13 protein-coding genes and 1 pseudogene are annotated in these 20,762 nt (G+C 69.4%); 10 read left to right on the top strand and 4 right to left on the bottom strand.

Annotation, left to right across the window (positions count from 1 at the left end):
• Nucleotides 1-29: 29 nt before the first annotated feature.
• Entirely contained in the window at nucleotides 30-845 is an 816-nt protein-coding gene (locus tag NP777_RS34465; RefSeq protein WP_256654114.1) for a hypothetical protein, read from the top strand.
• Between the two features lie 142 nt (nucleotides 846-987).
• Here NP777_RS34465 and NP777_RS34460 read toward each other — a convergent pair whose 3' ends face one another.
• Nucleotides 988-1,869 carry a GNAT family N-acetyltransferase gene (locus NP777_RS34460; protein ID WP_256654113.1) on the bottom strand — a complete coding sequence of 294 codons (882 nt, stop codon included), beginning with the start codon at nucleotides 1,867-1,869 and terminating at the stop codon, nucleotides 988-990.
• Nucleotides 1,870-2,100: 231 nt separating this feature from the next.
• On the opposite strand from NP777_RS34460, the gene NP777_RS34455 reads away from it, so the two are divergent.
• Nucleotides 2,101-5,382: a GH92 family glycosyl hydrolase gene (locus NP777_RS34455; RefSeq protein WP_256654112.1), complete on the top strand. Its 3,282-nt coding sequence runs from the start codon at nucleotides 2,101-2,103 to the stop codon at nucleotides 5,380-5,382.
• Between the two features lie 40 nt (nucleotides 5,383-5,422).
• On the top strand, nucleotides 5,423-5,932 hold the full coding sequence (locus NP777_RS34450; protein ID WP_256654111.1) for a hypothetical protein: 510 nt from the start codon (nucleotides 5,423-5,425) through the stop codon (nucleotides 5,930-5,932).
• Nucleotides 5,933-6,013: 81 nt separating this feature from the next.
• Here the strand turns inward: NP777_RS34450 and NP777_RS34445 are convergent.
• From NP777_RS34445 to NP777_RS34435, 3 genes and pseudogenes are all read right to left on the bottom strand, one after another.
• Nucleotides 6,014-6,397: pseudogene (locus NP777_RS34445) on the bottom strand (NmrA family transcriptional regulator); the annotation flags it as partial.
• A gap of 853 nt (nucleotides 6,398-7,250) precedes the next feature.
• Nucleotides 7,251-11,108 (bottom strand): GH92 family glycosyl hydrolase, encoded by a 3,858-nt coding sequence (locus NP777_RS34440; protein ID WP_256654110.1) that lies wholly within the window; start codon nucleotides 11,106-11,108, stop codon nucleotides 7,251-7,253.
• Between the two features lie 213 nt (nucleotides 11,109-11,321).
• A complete protein-coding gene (locus NP777_RS34435) occupies nucleotides 11,322-11,861 on the bottom strand; it encodes a PT domain-containing protein (RefSeq protein ID WP_256654109.1) in 540 nt (179 codons plus the stop codon).
• Nucleotides 11,862-12,202: 341 nt separating this feature from the next.
• Between NP777_RS34435 and ngcE the strand changes: the two genes are divergently transcribed.
• The 7 genes from ngcE (at nucleotide 12,203) to NP777_RS34400 (ending at nucleotide 20,624) form a co-directional block, all read left to right on the top strand.
• On the top strand, nucleotides 12,203-13,639 hold the full coding sequence (ngcE, locus tag NP777_RS34430; RefSeq protein WP_256654108.1) for an N-acetylglucosamine/diacetylchitobiose ABC transporter substrate-binding protein: 1,437 nt from the start codon (nucleotides 12,203-12,205) through the stop codon (nucleotides 13,637-13,639).
• Between the two features lie 58 nt (nucleotides 13,640-13,697).
• Nucleotides 13,698-14,615: a carbohydrate ABC transporter permease gene (locus NP777_RS34425; RefSeq protein WP_256654107.1), complete on the top strand. Its 918-nt coding sequence runs from the start codon at nucleotides 13,698-13,700 to the stop codon at nucleotides 14,613-14,615.
• 175 nt (nucleotides 14,616-14,790) lie between these two features.
• Nucleotides 14,791-15,624, top strand: a complete 834-nt coding sequence (locus tag NP777_RS34420) for a carbohydrate ABC transporter permease (RefSeq protein ID WP_256654166.1) — start codon at nucleotides 14,791-14,793, stop codon at nucleotides 15,622-15,624.
• A gap of 243 nt (nucleotides 15,625-15,867) precedes the next feature.
• Nucleotides 15,868-17,067, top strand: a complete 1,200-nt coding sequence (locus NP777_RS34415) for an ROK family transcriptional regulator (RefSeq protein ID WP_256654106.1) — start codon at nucleotides 15,868-15,870, stop codon at nucleotides 17,065-17,067.
• A gap of 217 nt (nucleotides 17,068-17,284) precedes the next feature.
• Nucleotides 17,285-18,385 (top strand): substrate-binding domain-containing protein, encoded by a 1,101-nt coding sequence (locus tag NP777_RS34410; protein WP_256654105.1) that lies wholly within the window; start codon nucleotides 17,285-17,287, stop codon nucleotides 18,383-18,385.
• Between the two features lie 137 nt (nucleotides 18,386-18,522).
• The gene (locus NP777_RS34405) at nucleotides 18,523-19,311 is read left to right on the top strand and encodes an ATP-binding cassette domain-containing protein (RefSeq protein WP_256654104.1); all 789 of its coding nucleotides are present in this window, start codon (nucleotides 18,523-18,525) and stop codon (nucleotides 19,309-19,311) included.
• Nucleotides 19,308-20,624: a sugar ABC transporter permease gene (locus NP777_RS34400; RefSeq protein ID WP_256654103.1), complete on the top strand. Its 1,317-nt coding sequence runs from the start codon at nucleotides 19,308-19,310 to the stop codon at nucleotides 20,622-20,624. Before NP777_RS34405 ends, NP777_RS34400 begins: the two co-directional genes overlap by 4 nt.
• Nucleotides 20,625-20,762: the final 138 nt, after the last annotated feature.

Genomic DNA, 20,762 nt, shown 5'->3' with positions numbered 1-20,762 from the left:
CGCAGGAGTTCCGGGCCTATCTGCGTGCGGTGACCAACCTCGGCATCTCCCTCGGTGCCGTGCTGGCGGGCTGGGTGGTGCAGCTCAGCACGCTCACCGCCTATCAACTGATGGTCGCCGGCAACGCGATCGCCTCCCTCGTCGCCGGGGCGATCCTGTTCCATCTGCCGCCGGTCACGCCGGTCCCCGCCCCCTCAACCGGGGACCGGTCCGTCGTCAGCCTGAAAGGCTGGTCCTGTGCCGGGCGGCGACCAGGCGCTCCGCGCTGGTTCGCCTTCGCCGCCTGGCATGATGCAACCGGCCGGAGCGGCTGCGCCCGGGGCGCGGACCGCCCTCAACCGGGCGGCGCGGACGAACTCCGCACGGACGGCAGGGTCGGGGGCGCTGCCAGCGGGTATCTGCCGGACACGGTCAGCGCGTCACGCCACCGGAGCCGTCCGCCCCGGGGCGCCCAGGCCCATTCGCGAAAGGGCCCGATATCCGTGCCCCGACCTGCGCAATACCACCTGATCCTGCTGCCCGACGGGGCCTGGGAGACGGTCGAATGCCTGGCCGCCATGATCTGCCGCCACGCCACCGTCCCCACCGTGAACCTCGACAGCGCGGCGGTGGAGCGGCTGAACATCGACACCCTGGCGATCCTGGTCCGCAAGGCCATGCGCCTGCGCTCGGCAGGCGGGGAACCGCTGCTGGCCGGCCCCACCCCAGCCGTGCGCAAGCTCATCGAACGCACCGGAACCGGATGCTTATCGCACACCCCGCCCGGCTGGGCCGCCGCAGTGCGCCACCTGGCCCGCGACGGCCGCACCTGGCAGTACGTGCTGCGCTCGCTGATCCGCACGTAAGCACGGCTTACGGCGCTCTATGTACGACAGCGCCTTACGACAGCGCCTTACGGCAGCGGCGACGGGCCGCGCCCCCGGCGGGGGTGCGGCCCGTCCGCGTACCAGGTGGGCCGCCCGTCCGCGTACCAGGTGCGCCCCGCGGTCAGAGAAACGTCCCCGAAGGGATGTACGGCATCGGCGGCGGCATCCCCCGCAGACACACATAGCCGCTCGTGGACAGCTCGAGCCCGGCCTCGATCCCCACGTCCACCGCCCACTGCTGCTCGGCCGTCAGCCCCGCGACCCGCGCGTCCGCGCCCTCCGGAAGGCACAGCAGCGCGGCGGTCAGCAGCCGCTTCGCCAGCCGCCGCGAGGTCGCGGCCAGCATCTCGACCTTGCCGTCCTCGCCGACGTAGCAGTAGCCGCTGCCCGCGAGGTCGTCCACCACCAGCAACCGCCGCTGAGCGAGCAGCAGTTCGTGGTCGGCGCCATGCGCGCCGCCCCTGATGCGGCGGTCCACCGAGTCCAGCAGGTCCCGGTGGCGGGCCACGCCCTCGTGCACCGCGCCGTCCGGCGGGGACAGCCGCTCCTTGGTCTCCGGGCCGACCGTGCCGCGCAGCCGCATCGCCGGGTGCAGCGCGAACCCCGCGCGCCGGTAGGTGCTCGCCGCGCGCGTGTCCTCCGATCCGCAGATGATGCCGCGCAGACACCCCCGTCCGTACAGCAGCGCCGCGGCCAGCAACTCCCGGCCCACGCCCTGCCGCTGGGCCCGCGGCAGCACCGCGAACATCGAAAGACCCCAGGTGCCCTCGCGCCGGGCCGACACCGTCACGCCGAGCGGCATCCCGGCCTCGTCCAGGGCGAGCCAGCAGCCGCCCGGGTCGGTGCGGGCGAGGTGGCGGTGCCGCTCATGGACCTCGGCCACGTACCCCGGCGGCCATCCGTCCTTGCCCGCGAGGGCGGCGGAGTCCCCGAACGCGGCGGCCACCACCTCCCATGCCGCCTCGGCGTCCTCGTCGGTGTCACGTAGCTGGCGGAGGATCATGCGCCCATGATGGCGCGTCCGATGAGCGATTGCCGGTACGCGGCAGCGGCTTGCTCGACCGGCGAACGCGACAACGTTGTCAGGCTGACTGTAACGATCAGTACGCCGCCAACCGGGTGTCCCTGTCAAGAGCGTCTCCGCACCCTTACGGCCGACGGCCCCCGTGCGGTACGGTCCCCACGGCTTGCTCGACCCGGCGATCGCGGCCCTTCCCGACAAGGTGGGACCGCAATGCCCTCAAGACCCCTGGCCGCCCTGGCGGCCGCGGCCCTTACCGCGGGGCTCCTCGCCACCGCGGCCACCGCGCCCGCGTCGGCCGCCCCGCCGCCGACGCTGGTCAAGGACCCGGCGGCGTACGTCGATCCGCTCATCGGCAGCTCGGCCGGCGGCAACACCTTCCCCGGTGCCGTCGCGCCCTTCGGCATGCTGTCGTGGAGCCCGGAGAACACCCGCGGCGACGCCACCCGGACCGCCGCGCCCGGCGGCTACCACTACGACGCCACCCGCGTCCGCGGCTTCAGCCTCACCCATATGTCCGGCACCGGCTGTGCGGGCGGCGCGGGCGACATCCCCTTCTTCCCCCACGTCGGCGAGGTCACCTCCTCACCCGCCGCCGACACCAAGGACCAGGTCTACGCCTCCGACTTCAGCCACTCCGACGAGACCGCAGAACCCGGCCGCTACAAGGTCTCCCTCGCCTCCGGCGCCGGTGCCGAGCTGACCGCCACCGCCCGCACCGGCTCGGCCCGCTTCACCTACCCCGCGGACAAGACCGCCTCCCTGCTGATCCGCACCTCCTCATCCGAGGTCGGCAGCTCGGACGCCGATCTCACCATCGACCCGGCGCACCGCACCGTCTCCGGCTCGGTCACCAGCGGCAACTTCTGCGGCTATCTCGACCCCGAGGGACGCCGCAGCTACTACACGCTGCACTTCACCGCCACGTTCGACACCGCGTTCTCCGCCCAGGGCACCTGGCGGGACGGCACCCTGCGGCCCGGCACCACCAGCGCCGAGGGCGGCTCCGGCGGCTACGGCGGTGACGGCCGTCCGGCGGCCGGGAAGGGCTCCGGCGGCTATCTCCAATTCGCGCCGGGCACCCGGCGGGTGGGCGTCAAGGTCGGCATCAGCTACGTCAGCGACCAGGGCGCGCGGGCCAACCTCGCCGCCGAGAACCCGCCGCGGCGCGGCTTCGACCAGGTGCGGAGTGCCGCGTACGACGCCTGGCGGCGGCAGTTGTCCGCCATCCGGGTCGGCGGCGGCGCGGACGCGGACCGCACCACCTTCTACTCCGCGCTCTACCACTCGCTGCTGCATCCCAACGTCATCAGCGACACCGACGGCCGCTACCGGGGCAGCGATGGTGAGGTGCACCGGGTGAGCCGGGGCCACCGGGCCCAGTACGGCACCTTCTCCGGCTGGGACGTCTACCGCTCCCAGCTCCAACTGCTCACCCTGCTGGAGCCGGACAAGGGCTCCGACATCGCCCAGTCGCTACTGAACCTCGCTCAGCAGAACGGCGGCGTCTGGGACCGCTGGCTCCAGGGCGCCTCGGGGACGCATGTGATGAACGGCGACCCGTCGGCCGCCGCCCTCGCCGGGATCCGGGCCTTCGGCGGCACGGACTTCGACCTCGACGCCGCGCTCGACTCGCTCGTCAAGGCGGCCACCGAGCCGACCGAGAAGGACCTCAGCCCGGCGGGCAAGCCCATCATGTCGGCCGGTCAGCGGCCGTCCCTGGACAAGTACCTGAAGCTGCACTACATGCCGTCCGTCTCCAACGCCTGGGGCGGCGCGGCCGAGACGCTCGAGATGTCCGGCGCGGACTTCGCCCTCTCCCAGCTGGCACGGGCCGCCGGCCGTAAGTACACCGCCGAGACCTTCGCGCGCCGCGCCCAGTGGTGGCAGAACAACTTCAACGCCGCCGCCGACCCGGAGACCGGCGGCTATGCCGCCAACCGTAAGGCCGACGGCAGCTGGGTCACCGGCTTCACCCCGGGCACCGGCAACGGCTTCGTCGAGGGCACCAGCGCCCAGTACACCTGGATGGTCCCGCACAACCCCGCGGGTCTCTTCGCCGCCATGGGCGGTAAGGACGCCGCGGTGAAGCGTCTGGACGCCTTCTTCCACGACGCCGACGGGGGCTGGGCGCTCACCGGCAAGGGCGGCGAGAAGTCCGAGCTGGACAACGAGCCGTCGATCAACGTCCCCTACCTCTACGCCTACGCCGGGCAGCCGTACAAGACACAGGAGACCGTGCGCGCCGCGATGCGGCAGTTGTGGACCACGAAGTCCGACGGCATCCCCGGCAACGACGACCTCGGCGAGATGTCGTCGTGGTACGTCTTCTCCGCCCTCGGCATGTATCCGCAGGTGCCCTCCCGCGCCGAACTGGTCCTGGCCTCGCCCCTCTTCCCGCGGATCGAGATCGACCGCGGCGGCCGGGACATCTCCATCCGCGCCCCGCAGGCCGCGCCCGGCGCGCCGTACGTCCAGGCGCTGAAGGTGAACGGGCGGGCGAGCGACCGCCCCTGGCTGCCGGAGTCCTTCGTACGGCACGGCGGAACGCTCGACTACACCCTCTCCGACGCCCCCGACCGCGCCTGGGGCTCGGCCCCGTCCGACGCCCCGCCCTCCTTCCGCGAGGGCGAGCAGCCGTACCAGATCGGGGTCGGTCCCACCACGGGCACGCTCGCCCCGGGCGACAGCCTGACCGTGCGGGTGGCCGCCGTCCCGGTCAGCGAGGGCGACCGCCCCGAGGTCCGCTTCACCACCGACGCCCCCGACGGGATCACCGCCGCGCCCGCCTCCGGGACGGTGGGCCCGGACGGCACGGCGGAGATCTCGCTGCGCGCGGGGAAGGACACGGCCGAGGGGTTCTACGACGCGAAGGTGACGGTGACCAGCGAGGGCACCGAGGTCGTCCAGCCGATCACGCTGACCGTGGCGGCCCCCGGTTCGCTGCTCGCCGCGTACAACAACGTCGGCGCGACCGAGGACGCCGGCGAGCACGACGAGGGCGACTACGACGGCGGCGGCTGGAGCTACTCCCGCCAGGCCCTCGCCGCGGCCGGCCTCGAGCCGGGCGCCAAGGGGACCACCCAGGGCCTGGACTACACCTGGCCCGCCTCCCCGTCCGCCCGCCCCGACAACGCCTCCGCCACCGCCCAGACCATCTCCCTTCCGGCCTCCACCGCCCTGTCCTTCATCGGCAGCGCCGTCAACGGCAACCAGAAGGCCACCGCCAAGGTCACCTACACGGACGGCAGCTCGGACGAGGCGGACCTGTCCTTCACCGACTGGACGGTGGGAGGCGGCGGCGGAACGGTCCAGTACGGCAACGTGACCGTCGCCAGGACCCCGTACCGCAACATCAGCGGCGGCGACAAGGATGTGGTGGACGCCTACATCTTCGCCACGAAGGCGTTCCGGGCGCCGGAAGGCAAAACAATCAAGACCGTCACCCTGCCCGACAACGCCGATCTCCACGTCTTCGCAATCGCCCGCGGCTGAACCCGGCGCACCCGATCGAGTGAAGCGAGGGCAAGTGCCGGTGGCACTTGCCCTCGTGTCTCTAGCGTTCGACGCATGGTCAGTTGTCACCGACGCGAAGGACGTGGTCCGAGATGTTCCGATGGCCGTCTTCTCCGCGATTACGCATAGTAAGAGCGAAAACGTCGATGCCATACTGAAGGCGCTGGCAACCACGCTCGACACTCTCGACCCCGAACAGGCAACCATCTACGCCGAGCTCGTCGAGGCGGGCCTCGGAAACACCCCGGCACGAAAGATCTGGAGCGACCTGATGTCCGCGTTGCTGAACTTCTTCCGTTCCGAGCACGCCCAGCGAGCCTTTGCGGAGGTGCGGGCCGAGACCCGGGCCGAGACTCAGGTCGAGGTGCGGGCCGAGAGCGTCTTGCGGGTCCTCAACGCTCGGGGGCTCGAGGTCACTGCCGAGACCCGCGAACGCGTGGGGGCGTGCAAGGACCTGGACCTCCTCGACACGTGGCTCGACCGCGCGGTGACCGTCTCACGTACGGAGGAACTCTTCGCCGACAGCTAGCGTCGCGCGGGCCGGGAGGGGGAGGTGTCGATGAACCACTCCCGGCCCAGCGGCAGCCCGGCGAGCGGGGACGGTTCCCGCTCAGCTGAAGGCCGCGATATGACGGTTGGCCCACTCGGCGAAGGGGCGTGGCGGGCGGTTCAGGATGTGCTCGACGTGCGGGCTCACGCGCTGTTCGGTGGGCGTGGGGGTGCCCAGGATGTCGAGGGTTCCGTCGGCGACGGGCTCCGGCATGAAGCGCAGCATCTCCGCCCGTGCCCGCTCCCGACTCAGCTCGGTGAACCGTACGGGCTCGCCCAGCGCGTCGGCGATCGCGTCCGCCTGTCCGCGTGGGGTGACCGGGGCGGGGCCGGTGAGGTCGTACGTGCGGCCCGCGTGGCCCGGCTCCCGCAGGGCCGCGGCCGCGACCTCCGCGACCTCCGCGATATCCGCGGGGTCCACGACCGGCAGTCCGACGTCGGCGTACGAGGACTTCTGCCAGTCATATATGGACAGGTGGTTCCCCTTAGCTGCTTTGCGCGATGCGGTGGATGAGGTCTCTGGATGCTGCGGGCTTGTGGGCGTAACCCTGCATACGGTCCAGCACGCTTCGGTCGTTGATCATTTGGGCCTCCGCGCCGAGCAGTTCGATACCGTGACGAGAGAAGGGAATCACCGCGCGGATCGTGTGGTTCGCCGCGCGTCCACGACGCCCGCCTTCGAGCGGGCCGAGGCGGCCTGGGACCGGTTGTCGGGCGCGGGTATCGTCTCGCGCCTTCGGCGCGTTTGAGCAGCGGCGGCGGGGGTGGGGGCGCGGCGCCGCGGCCGGACGCCGGGCCGGTGGGTCTGACCGCCGGTGGCGACTTCCCTGGCCGAGGGCCGGGGGCGGCGTCGGACATCGGGAGGGGTCGGGGTGCCCCTCCCGAAAACGTTTGACAAATTAGTTGCTTCAGATCAAGCGTTTTCGGAGGGGGTACCCGGATACGCAGGGTCAGACGGCCGCAGACGCGGGACGGCCCCAAGGCCCCCATCCACGGTCCGGCGTCGCACCACACGGGATCATGCCTCCGCTCCGGCACCGGGCCCAGCCTCAGAGCACCGTTGCCGCCACCGGCGCCCACCCCAACCGGCCCGGCGCCCGGCGGCGAGGCCCGCGCCCCCCACCCCCGCCGCCCATGCTCAAATGCGCCGAAGGCGCGAGACGGCGGGGTAGGTGGCCGGGCCGCGTTGTGCCCGGCGGCGCGTGGTCGACGGCCACGCCGCCGCACCGTGTCACGCACGCGGGCCGTGACCGGCGAACTCCCGGCCACGGCCCGCGTCCCTCACCTCATCGCTCGGGTCAGCCCAGCAGCTCCACCTCCGCCAGGGTCGCCTTGGCGTCCGGCACCAGCCGGTAGTGCGCGTAACTACCGGGCGTGCGCACCGAGAAGACGCGGGTCTGCTTGTCCCAGCTGAAGGACTCGCCCGACCTGCGGTCCAGGTCCCGCCACCGCTCGCCGTCCGCGGAGCCCTGGAGCACCCAGCCCGTCGGCGCCTTGCCGCGGTCCGACGAGGTCAGGGTGTACTGCACCGCGCGGCCCGGCTCCGTGACCGGCAGGTCCGCCGACTCGAAGGCCGCCTCGGTGCCCGAGGTGTTGTCCAGCAGCGCCGTACCGCCGCTCGGCACCGTCAGATCGTGGCGCGGGGTGGGCACCTTGTCGTCCTTGGTGATGGAGGACGGCGCGGCGTTCTTCCCCGTGCCCCAGGCCGACGGCTTCGGGCCCATCGCGAACTCCAGGGTGCCGCCCTTGGCGATCACCGAGTGCGGCAGCGCGGTGGAGTTCCACGCCTTGCCGTTGACCTTCAGACCCTGGACGTACACGTTCCGCGCGCTGTTGCGCGGGGCCTTGACGACGAGGTCGCGGCCGTTCTCCAGATGCACCGTGACCTTGGTGAACTGCGGCGATCCGACCGCGTACTCCGAGCCGCCCATCACCAGCGGATAGAAGCCCAGCGAGCTGAAGAGGTACCAGGCGGACTGCTCGCCGTTGTCCTCGTCGCCGTGGTAGCCCTGGCCGATCTCGCTGCCGGTGTAGAGGCGGGAGAGCACCTCGCGCACCTTCTCCTGGGCCTTCCACGGCTGCCCCGCCGCGTCGTACATGTACGCCACATGGTGGGCGACCTGGTTGCTGTGGCCGTACATGCCCATGCGGACGTCCCGCGCCTCGGTCATCTCGTGGATGACGCCGCCGTAGGAACCGGCGACCTCCGGTGAGGCGGTCTCCGGGGTGGAGAAGTAGGTGTCCAGCTTCTTCGCCAGACCCGCCCGGCCGCCGTAGAGGTTGGCCAGGCCCCGGCTGTCCTGGGGCGCGGTGAAGGCGTAGCCCCAGCCGTTGGTCTCGGTGTAGTCGTAGCCCCAGATCCGGGGGTCGTACTTGTCGGACGGCAGGCGCCACTTGCCGTTGGCGTCCTTGCCCTGGAAGAAGCCGGCCTTGTCGTCGAAGAGCGAGACATAGCCCTGCGCACGGTGCAGGAAGTACTCGGACTCCTCCTTGTAGCGGGGCTTCTTCGTCTTCGCGTAGAGCGCCTTGCCCATGTTGGCGAGGCCGAAGTCGTTGAGATAGCCCTCCAGCGCCCAGGAAAGACCCTCATGGGTCTCGGTGCTGGTGTAGCCCAGGAAGGGCGAGGAGGACATGCCCTTACGGCCGACGCCCGACGTGGGCGGCACGGCGGTGGCGTTCTTCAGCGCCGCCTCGTACGCCGCCTCGGCGTCGAACCGCACGCCCTTCAGATACGCGTCCGCGAAGGCCACGTCCGAGCTGGTGCCGGTCATCAGATCGGCGTAGCCCGGTGAGGACCAGCGGGATATCCAGCCACCGTCCTTGTACTGCTGTACGAAGCCGTCGACCATCGTGCCCGCCCGCTTGGGGGTGAGCAGGGAGTAGGCGGGCCAGGTGGTGCGGTAGGTGTCCCAGAACCCGTTGTTGACGTACACCTTGCCATCGACGATCTTCGCGCCGGTATGGGTCGGGGTGTTCTCCCCGGCGGCCGGCGAGAAGGCGCTCGCGTACTGGTAACGGGGCTTCGCCGCCGTGCCCGTGTTCTCGGAAGCGGAATTGGGATAGAGGTACAGCCGGTAGAGGCTGGAGTAGAGCGAGGTGAGCTGGCCGTGGTCCGCGCCCTCGACCTCGACCCGGCCCAGGATGTCGTCCCACTCCGCCTGGGCGGCCTGCTTGACCTGCCCGAACGACCGCGACGCGGGCAGCTCCCGGTCGAGGTTGGCCTTCGCCTGGTCGACGCCGATCAGCGAGGTGGCGAGCCGGAGGGTGACCGTACGGTCCTTCCCCGGCTTGAAGCGGAAGTAGCCCGTGACGTCCTTGCCACCGCCTCCGCCCAGCTTGCCGCTCGCGCTCACCGGAGTGTCGAAGACGCCGTAGACGAACAGCCGGCCGGCGCCCGTGGACAGTCCGCTCTTGACGTCGGAGTAGCCGCTGACGACGCCGTGCTCGGCGTCGAGGGTCAGCCCGCCGTTGTTGTTGACGTTGTCGAAGATGACGCTCGCGTCCTCGCCCGGATAGGTGAAGCGCATGGCCGCGGCGTGGTCGGTGGGCGCCATCTCCGCCGTGAGGCCGTTCTCGAAGGTCACCCCGTAGTAGTAGGGACGGGCGGTCTCCTTCTCATGGCGGAAGGGGAGCGCGCGGGCGCCGCGTCCGGCGTCCGGGGTGCCGGCCGCGCCGGACGGCATCACCTGGAAGGTCTGCCGGTCGCCCATCCAGGGGCTGGGCTCATGGCTGGCGCTGAACGCCTGGATGGTGGGCAGGTTGTCGGCGTTGTTGGCGCGGGCGTACTGGTAGAGCCAGTCGGTGGAGCCCGCGTTGGTCACCGGCGTCCAGAAGTTGAAGCCATTGGGGACGGCGGTCGCCGGGAAGTTGTTGCCGCGCGAGAAGCTGCCGCTGGAGTTGGTGCCGCGGGTGGTCAGGGCGTAGTCCGACAGGTGCGCCAGCGGCTTCTCGGGCGCCTTGGGGGCGATGGAGATGTCGTCCACCCAGCCGCGGAACTGCGCGGGGCCCTTGGGGGAGTCGTAGGCCACGAGGATCCGGTCGACCGTCTTGCCCGCGGCGACCGCGCCGATCCGGGACTCCTTGTTGTTCCACTGGTTGACGTAGAGCGTCTTGGAGTCGGCCTGGCCCCGCGGGCTCATCCGGGCGCCGTGCTGGTCGACCGCGCCGGGCAGCTCACTGAGGTAGGTGCCGTCGGTGAAGGCGAGGTCGATGGAGACATGGGTGGCCGGGTAGTTCAGGTCCGTCTCGGTCATCGACGGGAAGATCCGGTAGGACAGCCGGGTGTCCCGGGTGACGGCCGTGTCGACGTCGAAGACCTTGTTGTACGAGTACGCCCGGCCGTCCGGCTTGTGGGTGCCCGCGTAGCGCAGCGCGTGGGTGCCGGTGAAGCCCGCGTTGGCCTTGGCGGTGGGGGAGCCGGTCGGGCCGCGGTCGGTCTGGGCCTGCATGTCGGAGGCCGCGGGCGGGGTGGTGTCGCCGTTCGCGAACTGCACCTCCGCGAGCTGGACGATGTCGTCCCCGGCGTTGCGGGTGATCTCCAGCCGGAAGTGCTTGAAGGCCGTCGAATTGTCGAACGAGAACTCCCGCGTCTGCTGGCGCGAGGAGAACTTCTCGTCCTTGCGGGTGTCCAGCGTGGTCCAGTCGGAGCCGTTGGCCGAGCCCTTGAGGGTCCAGTCCTTCGGGTCCCGGCCGGGGGCGTCGTTGGCGGAGGTGAGGGCGTAGCGGACGGCCTCCACCGGCTCGCTCAGGTCGAACTCGAGCCAGGCGGTGGTGTCGAAGGCCAGCCACTTGCTGGTGACCTCGCCGTCGACGAGGTTCTCCTTGACCTCCCCGCCGTCGGTGTTCTCGTCGCTGGCGCGGACCTCGGTGACCTTGTCGGTGACATTGCCGGGTATCCCGGAGGAGTAGCCTCCGTCGATGCCCGACGCCTTCTTCTTGCCGTCCGGGCCGGTCTCGACCGTGTTCCGCCAGTCGGGCTGGGGATCGCCCGACTCGAAGGACGAGGCGAAGGTGCGGTCGGCTTGGTGCGCGGAGTCCGGGCCGGCGGGGGCGGCGACCGCACCGCCCTGGGCCGTCACCGCCAGCAGGACGGCCGCCACCAGGGCGGCCGACCGTCCGATCCCACGCCATCGTCTCTGGGGTCGTCTCTGTCGCATACTCAGCCTCTCAACGAGTCTGACAACGTTGTCCACTGATTCGGGCAGAGATAAGTAGGGAGGCAGGGGGAGGGTGGTGTCAAGGATGCGGACAGCGCTCAATGGGCGCCCGTGCGGCGGGTGGTACACCGTGGGCCGTACCCCGGTCGGTGGTACGGCCCACGTCCATGGGGGTGATTCCGCGCGTCCCCCGGGGTTGTTCCTGGCGTGTCGTCAGCCCGCGTTGTCGGACTTGCCCGCGTTGTCGGACTTGGTGGCCAGCGACAGCCGGCACTTCTTCGCGGTGTGGGAGCTGTCCGCCTTGATCCCGGTGACCTTGATGGTCTTCTCGGAGCCGCCCGCCACGGACGCGTCGGACTCCACCCCGGTGGTCACGACCTCCTCGGAGCTGTCCACGAAGCCGACCAGCAGCGAGTAGTAGGCCGTGTTGGAGCCGGAGTTGCTGATCTTCACATTGGCGTACGGCTTGCCGTCCGAACCCCATCCGCAGGTGCCCATCTTGGCGTCCGGGGTGACCAGTCCCGAGCCGCCGGTGGGGGAGTCCGACGGCTCGTCATACGGGTCGTCGGTGGGCTCCTCGGCCGGCGCCTGAGTGGGCTCCACCGGCAGTTGGGCCATGCCCTTGCCGATCGCCGCGCCGCCCTTGCTGTCCCCGGCGGACGAGCCCCCTCTGCCGGAGCCGCACCCAGCGGTGGCCGCGAGTGTCGCGGTCACGACAATGCTGGTGGCGAGGGTGAGCTGCTTCCGGGACACGGGAACCGCCTTTCGGGGAGCGCGCACGGCGGCGTGCCGCGCGGCATGTCTCCCCTTACGGTATGTCGGGCAGGTCTCAACTCGGGAAAGACTGGTGCCCGATGACCTCTCGATCTTGCCCATATGAGGCCCAGTGGACTATACCTGTCGCCCCAGGGGGAAGGCCGCACCACGGCCCATATCGGAGGACCTCGGCGGGTCATCCGCTCTCCCCGGCGTACACCCAGCAATACTCCGCTTGACGCTTCAACTGACCCGCGGTGTCGGGCCCCTCGCCGGAGGCGAGTATGTACGGGAGACCGTTACACCGCCTGAGTCCTGACGAAGGCGAGGACTTGAGCATGGGATCCACCTCAGATGTCGGCCGTCGCGATCTGATCAAGCGCTCGGCGGCGCTCGGATTGATCACCGTGCCGGCGATGAGCGCGCTGTCCGCCTGTGCCAGTGGCGGTGACGACGACTCCAAGAAGGTCGACAAGGGCAAGAAGAGCGCCAAGAACCCGCTCGCGGTCAACGAGAGCGCCGCGCTCGACGTCGTCATCTTCGACGGCGGCTTCGGCCAGCAGTACGCCAAGGACGCCGAGGCGGAGTACGCCGCGGCCTTCCCGAAGACCAAGGGCAAGGTCAAGCACGCCGCCACCCAGAAGATCCAGACCGTGCTCCAGCCGCGGTTCAACGGCGGCACCCCGCCGGACCTCGTCGACAACTCCGGCGCCGAGCAGATGGACATGGGCACCCTGGTCGCCAAGAACCAGCTGACCGACCTCACCCCGCTGCTGGACGCGCCCTCCCTCGACGACCCGAACAAGACGGTGCGCGAGACGCTGCGCCCGGGTGTCGTGGAGATGGGCCAGTTCGACGGCAAGCCGGTGTGGATCCTCTACTACGCCTACACCGTCTACGGCGTCTGGTATTCCAAGTCCAACCTCGCCAAGCTCGACGCGGAGTACCCCGAGACCTGGGACGACATGCTCAAGGTCTGCGAGAAGGCCAAGAAGAAGGGCATCGCGGGCTGGACCTACCCCGGCAAGTTCCCCTACTACCTGCCGTTCAGCCTCTACCCCTTCATCGCCAAGATCGGCGGCCGGGAGGTCCTGGACTCGATCGACAACCTGGAGCCGAACGCCTGGAAGCACCCGGCCGTCAAGGCCGCCTTCGAGGCGTACTACGAGCTCTACAAGAAGGGCTACATCCTCAAGGGCACCCCGGGCCTGACCCACATCGAGTCCCAGACCGCGTGGAACCAGGGCAAGGCGCTGTTCATCCCGAACGGCTCCTGGGTGGAGAACGAGGCGAAGAAGACCACCCCGGACGACTTCCAGATGGCGGTGGCCGCGCCGTCCAGCCTGGACAAGAGCGACAAGATGCCGTTCGGCACCCTGTGGGCCTCCGGCGGTGAGCCCTTCATCGTCCCGAAGTCGGCGAAGAACCCCGAGGGCGGCATGGAACTGCTGCGGATCATGCTCGGTGAGAAGTCCACCAAGAACTTCGTCAAGCAGGTCTCCTCGCTCTCCTCCCTCAACGGCGGCACCGACGGTCTCACCCTGCCGCCCGGCCTGGCGTCCGCGCAGGAGGCGCTGACCAAGGCGGGCAAGAACGTGGTCAACCCGCGGCTCCAGGACTGGTACGTGACGCTGCAGAAGCAGCAGATCGGCGTCGGCGCGCTCGGCGAGATGATGGCCGGCCGGATGACCCCCGCCGAGACGATCAAGAAGTGCCAGAAGTTCGCCGATGACACGGCCAAGGACGACGCCGTCAAGAAGTACAAGCACGTCTGATGCGGGTCCACGCGTCGCCGGCGGCATTATCCGTAGGGGAAGACCGAGGTCGGTAGAAATGCAGCATGGGAAGTACCGGTTCATCGCGGGGTTCCTGGCCCTGCCGGTGATCCTTTACGCGGTCTTCGTGATCTCGCCGTTCGTCCAGGCCATCTACTACTCCTTCACGGACTGGACGGGTCTGAGCTCCGACTTCCAGATGGTCGGGTTCAAGAACTACAACTGGCTGCTGCACGATGACCTCTTCTGGAAAGCGGTCGGGCACAATGTCCTGCTGCTGCTGGTGGTGCCGCTGGTGACGCTCGGCCTCGGGCTGTTCTTCGCCTTCATGCTCAATGTGGGCGGCCGGGGCCGTAAGAACGCGGCGGTCTCCGGGGTGCGCGGATCGAGCCTGTACAAGGTGATCTATTTCTTCCCGCAGGTGCTGTCGATCGCGATCGTCGCCCTGCTGTTCCAGTTCACCTACAACCCGCGCAACGGCGCGATCAACTCCTTCCTCGACGGAGTCGGCCTGGACTCGCTCCAGCAGGAGTGGCTGGCCGATCCGAAGCTGGCGCTGTGGTGCCTGATGGCGGTGATGGTCTGGAGCAACGTCGGGTTCTACGTCGTTCTCTTCTCCGCCGGGATGAGCTCCATCCCGAGGGACTTCTACGAGGCGGCGCTGCTCGACGGGGCCAACCGGGTCAAGACCTTCTTCAAGATCACCCTGCCGCTGCTGTGGGACACGGTCCAGACCGGCTGGATCTATATGGGCATCATCGCGCTCGACGCGTTCGCCGTGGTGCAGATCATGACCGTGGGGCCGGGCGGTCCCGCCGACTCCACCCAGGTCATGGGCTACTACGTCTACACCAAGACCTTCCACGACGGGCAGGCCGGACGGGCCACCACGATCGGCGTCGCGATGCTCATCGTCACCCTGATCTTCGCGGTCATCGTGACCAGGCTCGGCCGGCGCGAACGGCTGGAGTACTGATGCCGATCACACCGACCGCGCCCGGCCACCGCCGCCCGACCGCCGATCTGGGGGTACCACAGTGACCTCGCACGCAGAGCCCTCGGAGCTCCCGGGCGTCACCAAGGAGGACGAGGCACCGGCCACCGGGCCCGTCGCCAAGCAGCCGCCGCCGGGCCTCACCCCGGAGGGCCGGATCGGCAGCGAGGGCAAGGTCCTCAACGTCTTCTCGCACGGCATCCTGGTGGTCTGGGGACTCCTGGTCACGCTGCCGCTGCTGTGGGCGGTGATGAGCTCCCTCAAGACCGACAAGCAGATCTTCACCTCGCCCTGGGGGCTGCCCTCGGCGCTCCACTTCGACAACTGGACCAGGGCCTGGAGCAAGTCGAACATCGGCGACTTCTTCCTGAATACGATCCTGGTGGTGGGCTGCTCGCTGATCGGGACGATGCTGCTGGGCTCGATGGCGGCGTACATCCTGGCCCGCTTTGAATTCCCGGGAAAGCGGCTCATCTATTTCATGTTCGTCGGCGGGATGAGTTTTCCGATCATCCTGGCGCTGGTGCCGCTGTTCTTCGTGATGAAGAACATGAGCCTGCTCAACACCTTTCATGGGCTCATTCTGGTCTATATCGCCTATTCGCTGCCGTTCACGGTCTTCTTCCTCACCTCGTTCTTCAAGACGCTGCCGTCCTCGGTCGCGGAGGCGGCCCTGATCGACGGGGCATCCCATACTCGGACGTTCTTCCAGGTCATGCTGCCGATGGCGAAGCCGGGACTGATCAGCGTGGGGATCTTCAACTTCCTCGGGCAGTGGAATCAGTACATGCTGCCCACGGTGCTCAACACCGATGAGGACAAGCGGGTGCTCACCCAGGGTCTTGTGCAGCTCGCGGCCAGCCAGCAGTACAAGGGCGACTGGTCGGCGCTTTTCGCCGGGCTGGTGCTGGCGATGCTTCCCGTGCTCGCCGCCTATATCGTCTTCCAGCGGCAGGTCCAGACGGGCCTGACCGCGGGCGCGCTCAAATAGGGGATCCCGCCGGAGCGCTTTTCGCGGCCCCGTCCTTTCCGTTCCGCGGAAAGGACGGGGCCGCTCCGCTGTGGGCGGCGAAGGGTACCGCGAGCGGTCCCGGGGCGGTCGGGGACTTGACGTGGGACAACCGTGGCGGCTCAGCTTAGAGTTCACATGTTGGAGACACAGCCGGGCCTCATTGCTGCGGTCCGGTCGGCGGAGCGGCCGTCGTGCCGCCCGCGAAGGCGGGAGTGGATGGGCGTGGAGACTCCGGGATCGCAGTCGTCGCTGCACCGGGCCAATCTCGAGCGGGTGGTCCGTGCGGTGCGCATGGCGGGCTCGCTGACCCAGGCGGAGATCGCCCGGTCCACCGGGCTGTCCGCCGCCACCGTCTCCAACATCGTGCGCGAGCTCAAGGACGGCGGAACGGTCGAGGTCACGCCCACCTCGGCGGGCGGCCGCCGGGCGCGCAGCGTCTCGCTCAGCGGTGACGCGGGCATCGTCGTAGGGGTGGATTTCGGCCATACGCATCTACGCGTCGCCATCGGCAACCTCGCCCATCAGGTGCTGGCCGAGGAGGCCGAGCCGCTGGATGTGGACGCCTCCTCCTCCCAGGGGCTGGACCGGGCCGAGCAGCTGGTCAGCAGGCTGATCACGGCCAGCGGGCTGAGCCAGGACAAGGTGGTCGGCGTCGGCCTCGGCGTGCCCGCGCCGATCGACGTGGAGACCGGCACGCTGGGCTCGACCGCGATCCTGCCGGGCTGGGCGGGCACCAATCCGCGCGACGACCTGGCCCAGCGGCTCGGGGTGCCGGTGCACGTGGACAACGACGCCAACCTCGGCGCCCTCGGCGAGCTGGTCTGGGGCTCCGGCCGCGGGGTCGGTGACCTCGCGTACATCAAGGTGGCCGACGGTGTCGGGGCCGGGCTGGTGATCAGCGGGAAGATCTACCGCGGCCCCGGCGGTACGGCGGGCGAGATCGGCCACATCACCCTGGACGAGTCGGGCCCGGTGTGCCGCTGCGGCAATCGCGGCTGTCTGGAGACCTTCACCGCGGCCCGCTATGTGCTGCCACTGCTGCATTCCAGCCATGGGGCGGACCTCACCGTGGAGCGCATGGTGCAGCTCGCCCGCGAGGGCGACCCGGGCTGCCGGCGGGTGATCGGGGACGTCGGCCGGCACATCGGCAGCGGGGTGGCCAACCTCTGCAATCTGATCAACCCGAGCCGGATGGTGCTGGGCGGCCAGCTCGCCGAGGCGGGGGAGCTGGTGCTGGGCCCGATCCGGGAGTCGGTCGCGCGGTACGCGATCCCGAGCGCGGCCCAGCAGCTGTCGGTGATGCCGGGGGCCCTCGGCGGCCGGGCCGAGGTGCTGGGCGCGCTCGCGCTGGTGCTCAGCGAGATGGGCGATTCGACACTGCTGGACGGCGCGCTCTCGGCGGGGACCCCGGCCCTCACCTGACCACCGGGCGGCGGCAGTTGGGTCATGGGCGTGCCTGAGCGGCTTTGTCCGGTCACGCTCCGTCTATCCGGCCTGTCCGGCTGCGTTCACTCAGATAACGAATGGCACCGTTGCCATCTCGTTAAGGATTTACTTCTTGACGCCATGCGGGCAGCCGAGTTGACTTCCAGCCACCTCGGCCGCAATGACGCGGCCTCGTCAGGGAGGTCACCCCCAAATGAACGCAACGATGCGTCGCGTCGCTCTTGCCGCTTCTGTCGTGTCGATGACGGTAGCCCTCGCCGCCTGTGGCTCGGCGAAGGAAGCCGACAGCAACAAGAAGGACGACAAGAAGAAGACTGGTCCGCTCACGATCGGCCTACTGCTGCCCGAGGACCAGACGGCCAGATACGAGAACTTCGACCGGCCCTTCGTCACCAAGAAGATCAAGGCGCTCTGTGCCGATTGCAAGGTCCTCTACGTCAACGCCAAGTCGGACCCCTCGGTCCAGCAGCAGCAGGTCGACTCGATGATCACCAAGAAGGTCGACGCGATCATCCTTGACTCGGTGGACTCCAAGTCCATCGCCAGCTCGGTCAAGAAGGCCGACGAGGACGGTATCCCGGTCATCGCCTACGACCGGCTCGCCGAGGGCCCGGTCTCCGCGTACACCTCGTTCGACAACGAGACGGTCGGCAAGGTCCAGGGCCAAGCCCTGCTCAAGGCGCTGGGCAACAAGGCCAAGAGCGGCAAGGTCGTCATGCTCAACGGCTGGGAGGCCGACCCCAACGCCGCCATGTTCAAGAAGGGCGCGATGTCCGTCCTCAAGGGCAAGGTGGACATCGGCAAGTCCTACGACATCGACCGCTGGCTGGCGGACAAGGCCAACGAGGCCATGACGGGTGCCATCTCCTCGCTCGGCAAGAGCAACATCGTCGGCGTCTACTCGGCCAACGACAGCATGGCCGGCGGCGCGATCACCGCGCTCAAGAGCGGCGGCTTCAACCCGCTGCCCCCGGTCACCGGGCAGGACGCCGAACTCGAGGGTGTCCGCCGGGTCGTCACCGGTGAGCAGTACATGAGCGTCTACAAGTCCTACCTGGACGAGGCCACCGCCGCCGCGGACATGGCCGTCGCGCTCGGCCGCGGTGAGAAGGTCAACGAGTCCAACACGGTCGACAGCCCGACCACCAAGGACATCCCGGCGACGCTGATCACCCCGGTCTCGCTGACCAAGGAGAACATCAAGGACACCGTCATCAAGGACGGCATCTACAAGATCGACCAGATCTGCGCCGGCAAGGTCAAGGCGGCGTGCGCGGCGGCCGGTCTGAAGTAACGGCCGGTCTCCGGCACATCGCGGAGCAGGGCCGTCCGTACCACGGACGGCCCGCATCCCTGACTCACCCCCCAACCGAGGGGAGAGCACACTCTCCCCTCCGTCACACAGCAGGGACCACCCTGCCCGGAACGGAGATGGCCATCGTGCCGAACGGACCCGTGTTGGCGTTGCGCGGGATCTCCAAGCGGTTCGGCGCCGTCCAGGCGCTCACCGACATCCATCTGGAGGTCCACGCCGGTGAAGTCGTCGCCCTGGTGGGCGACAACGGCGCAGGCAAGTCGACCCTCGTCAAAAGCATTGCCGGAGTCGGCCCCGCCGACGAAGGCGTCATCGAGTGGCAGGGCAAGCCCGTCCAGGTCACCCGGCCGCACGACGCCCAGGAGCTGGGCATCGCGACCGTCTACCAGGACCTCGCACTCTGCGACAACATCGACGTCGTCGGCAACCTCTTCCTCGGCCGCGAGATCCTGCGCGCCGGGGTGCTCGACGAGGTCGAAATGGAGCGGCGCTCCCGTGAGTTGCTGCAGACCCTGTCGATCCGCATCCCCAGTGTGCGGATCCCGATCGCCTCGCTCTCGGGTGGCCAGCGGCAGACCGTCGCCATCGCCCGTTCGATGCTCGGCGAGCCCAAGCTGGTGATCCTGGACGAGCCGACCGCCGCCCTCGGCGTCGAGCAGACCGCGCAGGTCCTGGACCTGGTCGAGCGGCTGCGCGACCGCGGCCTCGCCGTCATCCTCATCAGCCACAACATGGCCGATGTGAAGGCCGTCGCGGACCGGGTCGCGGTGCTGCGGCTGGGCCGCAACAACGGCATCTTCGATGTGAAGACCACCTCTCAGGAAGAGATCATTTCCGCCATCACCGGCGCCACGGACAACGCCGTGACCCGCCGCAAGGCGCGTAGCGGGGAGGTCGCGAAGTGACCACGAACGTCGACAAGACCAACGGCGGCCCGTCCAACGGCGCCAACAAGGCGAGCGGCCCGGCCGACGCCAACCCCGTCGCCAAGGACGCGGTCACCGTCGTCGACCCCCGGCTGCTGGTCCGTCAGGAGGGCTTCAAGGGCTATCTGACGGAGTTCGGCCGCAAGATGCGCAGCGGTGATCTGGGCGTGGTCCCGGTCATCGTCGGCATCGCCATCATCTGGGCGGTCTTCCAGGCGAAGGACAGCGCCTTCCTCTCGCCCAAGAACCTCTCCGACCTCTCGATCCTGCTCGGCGGCACCGGCATGATCTCGGTCGGGATCGTCTTCGTGCTGCTGCTCGGTGAGATCGACCTGTCCGTCGGCTCGGTCAGCGGTCTGGCCGCGGCGACCCTGGCGGTGCTCAACGTCAACCACGGGGTGCCCGAGGGGATCGCGGTGATCGCGGCGCTCGCCAGCGGCGCGGCCCTGGGCGCGGTGCACGGGTTCTTCTTCGCCAAGATCGGCGTCCCGGCGTTCGTGGTGACCCTGGCCGGTCTGCTGGCCTGGAACGGTCTGATGCTCCAGGTGCTCGGCACCACCGGCACCATCAGCATCGCGGACGACAGCTTCGTGCGCGATCTCACCGCGCACTACTTCAGCCAGCTCATCGCCGCGTACGGGGCGGCCACGGTGGCGACGGCGGGCTTCTTCCTCGCCCAGTTCCTGGACAGCAGGCGCCGTAAGGCGGTCGGCATACCCTCGCGGCCGCTGAGCGAGATCCTGGTCCGTACGGGCGTGCTCGCGGTGATCGTCTACGCCGCGGCCTGGCGGCTCAACGAGTACAAGGGTCTGCCGCTCGCCCTGGTGATCTTCGTGGCGGTCCTGGTGATCCTGGACTTCGTGGTCCGCCGCACCTCCTACGGGCGCAAGGTGATCGCCCTGGGCGGCAGCGTCGAGGCCGCCCGCCGCGCGGGCATCAACGTCGTCGCCATCCGGATCTCGGTCTACTCGCTGGCCGGGCTGATGGCCGCCTTCGGCGGCATCATGATCGCCTCCCGGATCGGCTCCGCCAGCCAGCAGGCCGGTACCGGCAACCTGCTGATGGAGGCCATCGCGGCCGCGGTCATCGGCGGCACCAGCCTGTTCGGTGGCCGGGGCTCGGTCTGGTCGGCGCTGCTCGGCATGCTGGTCATCGGCTCGATCTCGTCCGGGATGAACCTGCTGGGCGTCGCGAACTCCGTCCAGTACATGATCACCGGTGGGGTGCTGCTGGCCGCCGTCGTCATCGACTCGGTGTCGCGCAGGACACAGCGGTCCGCGGGCCGCGGCTGACCCCCGACGCCGTACCCGCTCAACCCGGCTGCCCGGTGCCTTCGTGGAAGGCACCGGGCAACTGTCTGAAAAGAACACGCGTGACGGAGATCGCATGGGGGGAGGTCTGCGCCGGAGGGCGGAACATTAGACTCAGGC

The sequence above is a fragment of the Streptomyces rugosispiralis genome (assembly GCF_024505145.1).
Classification (GTDB): domain Bacteria; phylum Actinomycetota; class Actinomycetes; order Streptomycetales; family Streptomycetaceae; genus Streptomyces; species Streptomyces rugosispiralis.
Note: the sequence above shows the minus strand (reverse complement) of the source record. Positions and strands in the feature narration are given on the sequence as shown.

Excerpts from the sequence above, each read along its gene's own strand:
- NP777_RS34460 (WP_256654113.1), bottom strand. The coding sequence starts at position 1,869 with ATGATCCTCCGCCAGCTACGTGACACCGACGAGGACGCCGAGGCGGCA.
- NP777_RS34455 (WP_256654112.1), top strand. The coding sequence starts at position 2,101 with ATGCCCTCAAGACCCCTGGCCGCCCTGGCGGCCGCGGCCCTTACCGCG.
- NP777_RS34440 (WP_256654110.1), bottom strand. The coding sequence starts at position 11,108 with ATGCGACAGAGACGACCCCAGAGACGATGGCGTGGGATCGGACGGTCG.
- ngcE (WP_256654108.1), top strand. The coding sequence starts at position 12,203 with ATGGGATCCACCTCAGATGTCGGCCGTCGCGATCTGATCAAGCGCTCG.
- NP777_RS34425 (WP_256654107.1), top strand. The coding sequence starts at position 13,698 with ATGCAGCATGGGAAGTACCGGTTCATCGCGGGGTTCCTGGCCCTGCCG.
- NP777_RS34410 (WP_256654105.1), top strand. The coding sequence starts at position 17,285 with ATGAACGCAACGATGCGTCGCGTCGCTCTTGCCGCTTCTGTCGTGTCG.
- NP777_RS34405 (WP_256654104.1), top strand. The coding sequence starts at position 18,523 with ATGGCCATCGTGCCGAACGGACCCGTGTTGGCGTTGCGCGGGATCTCC.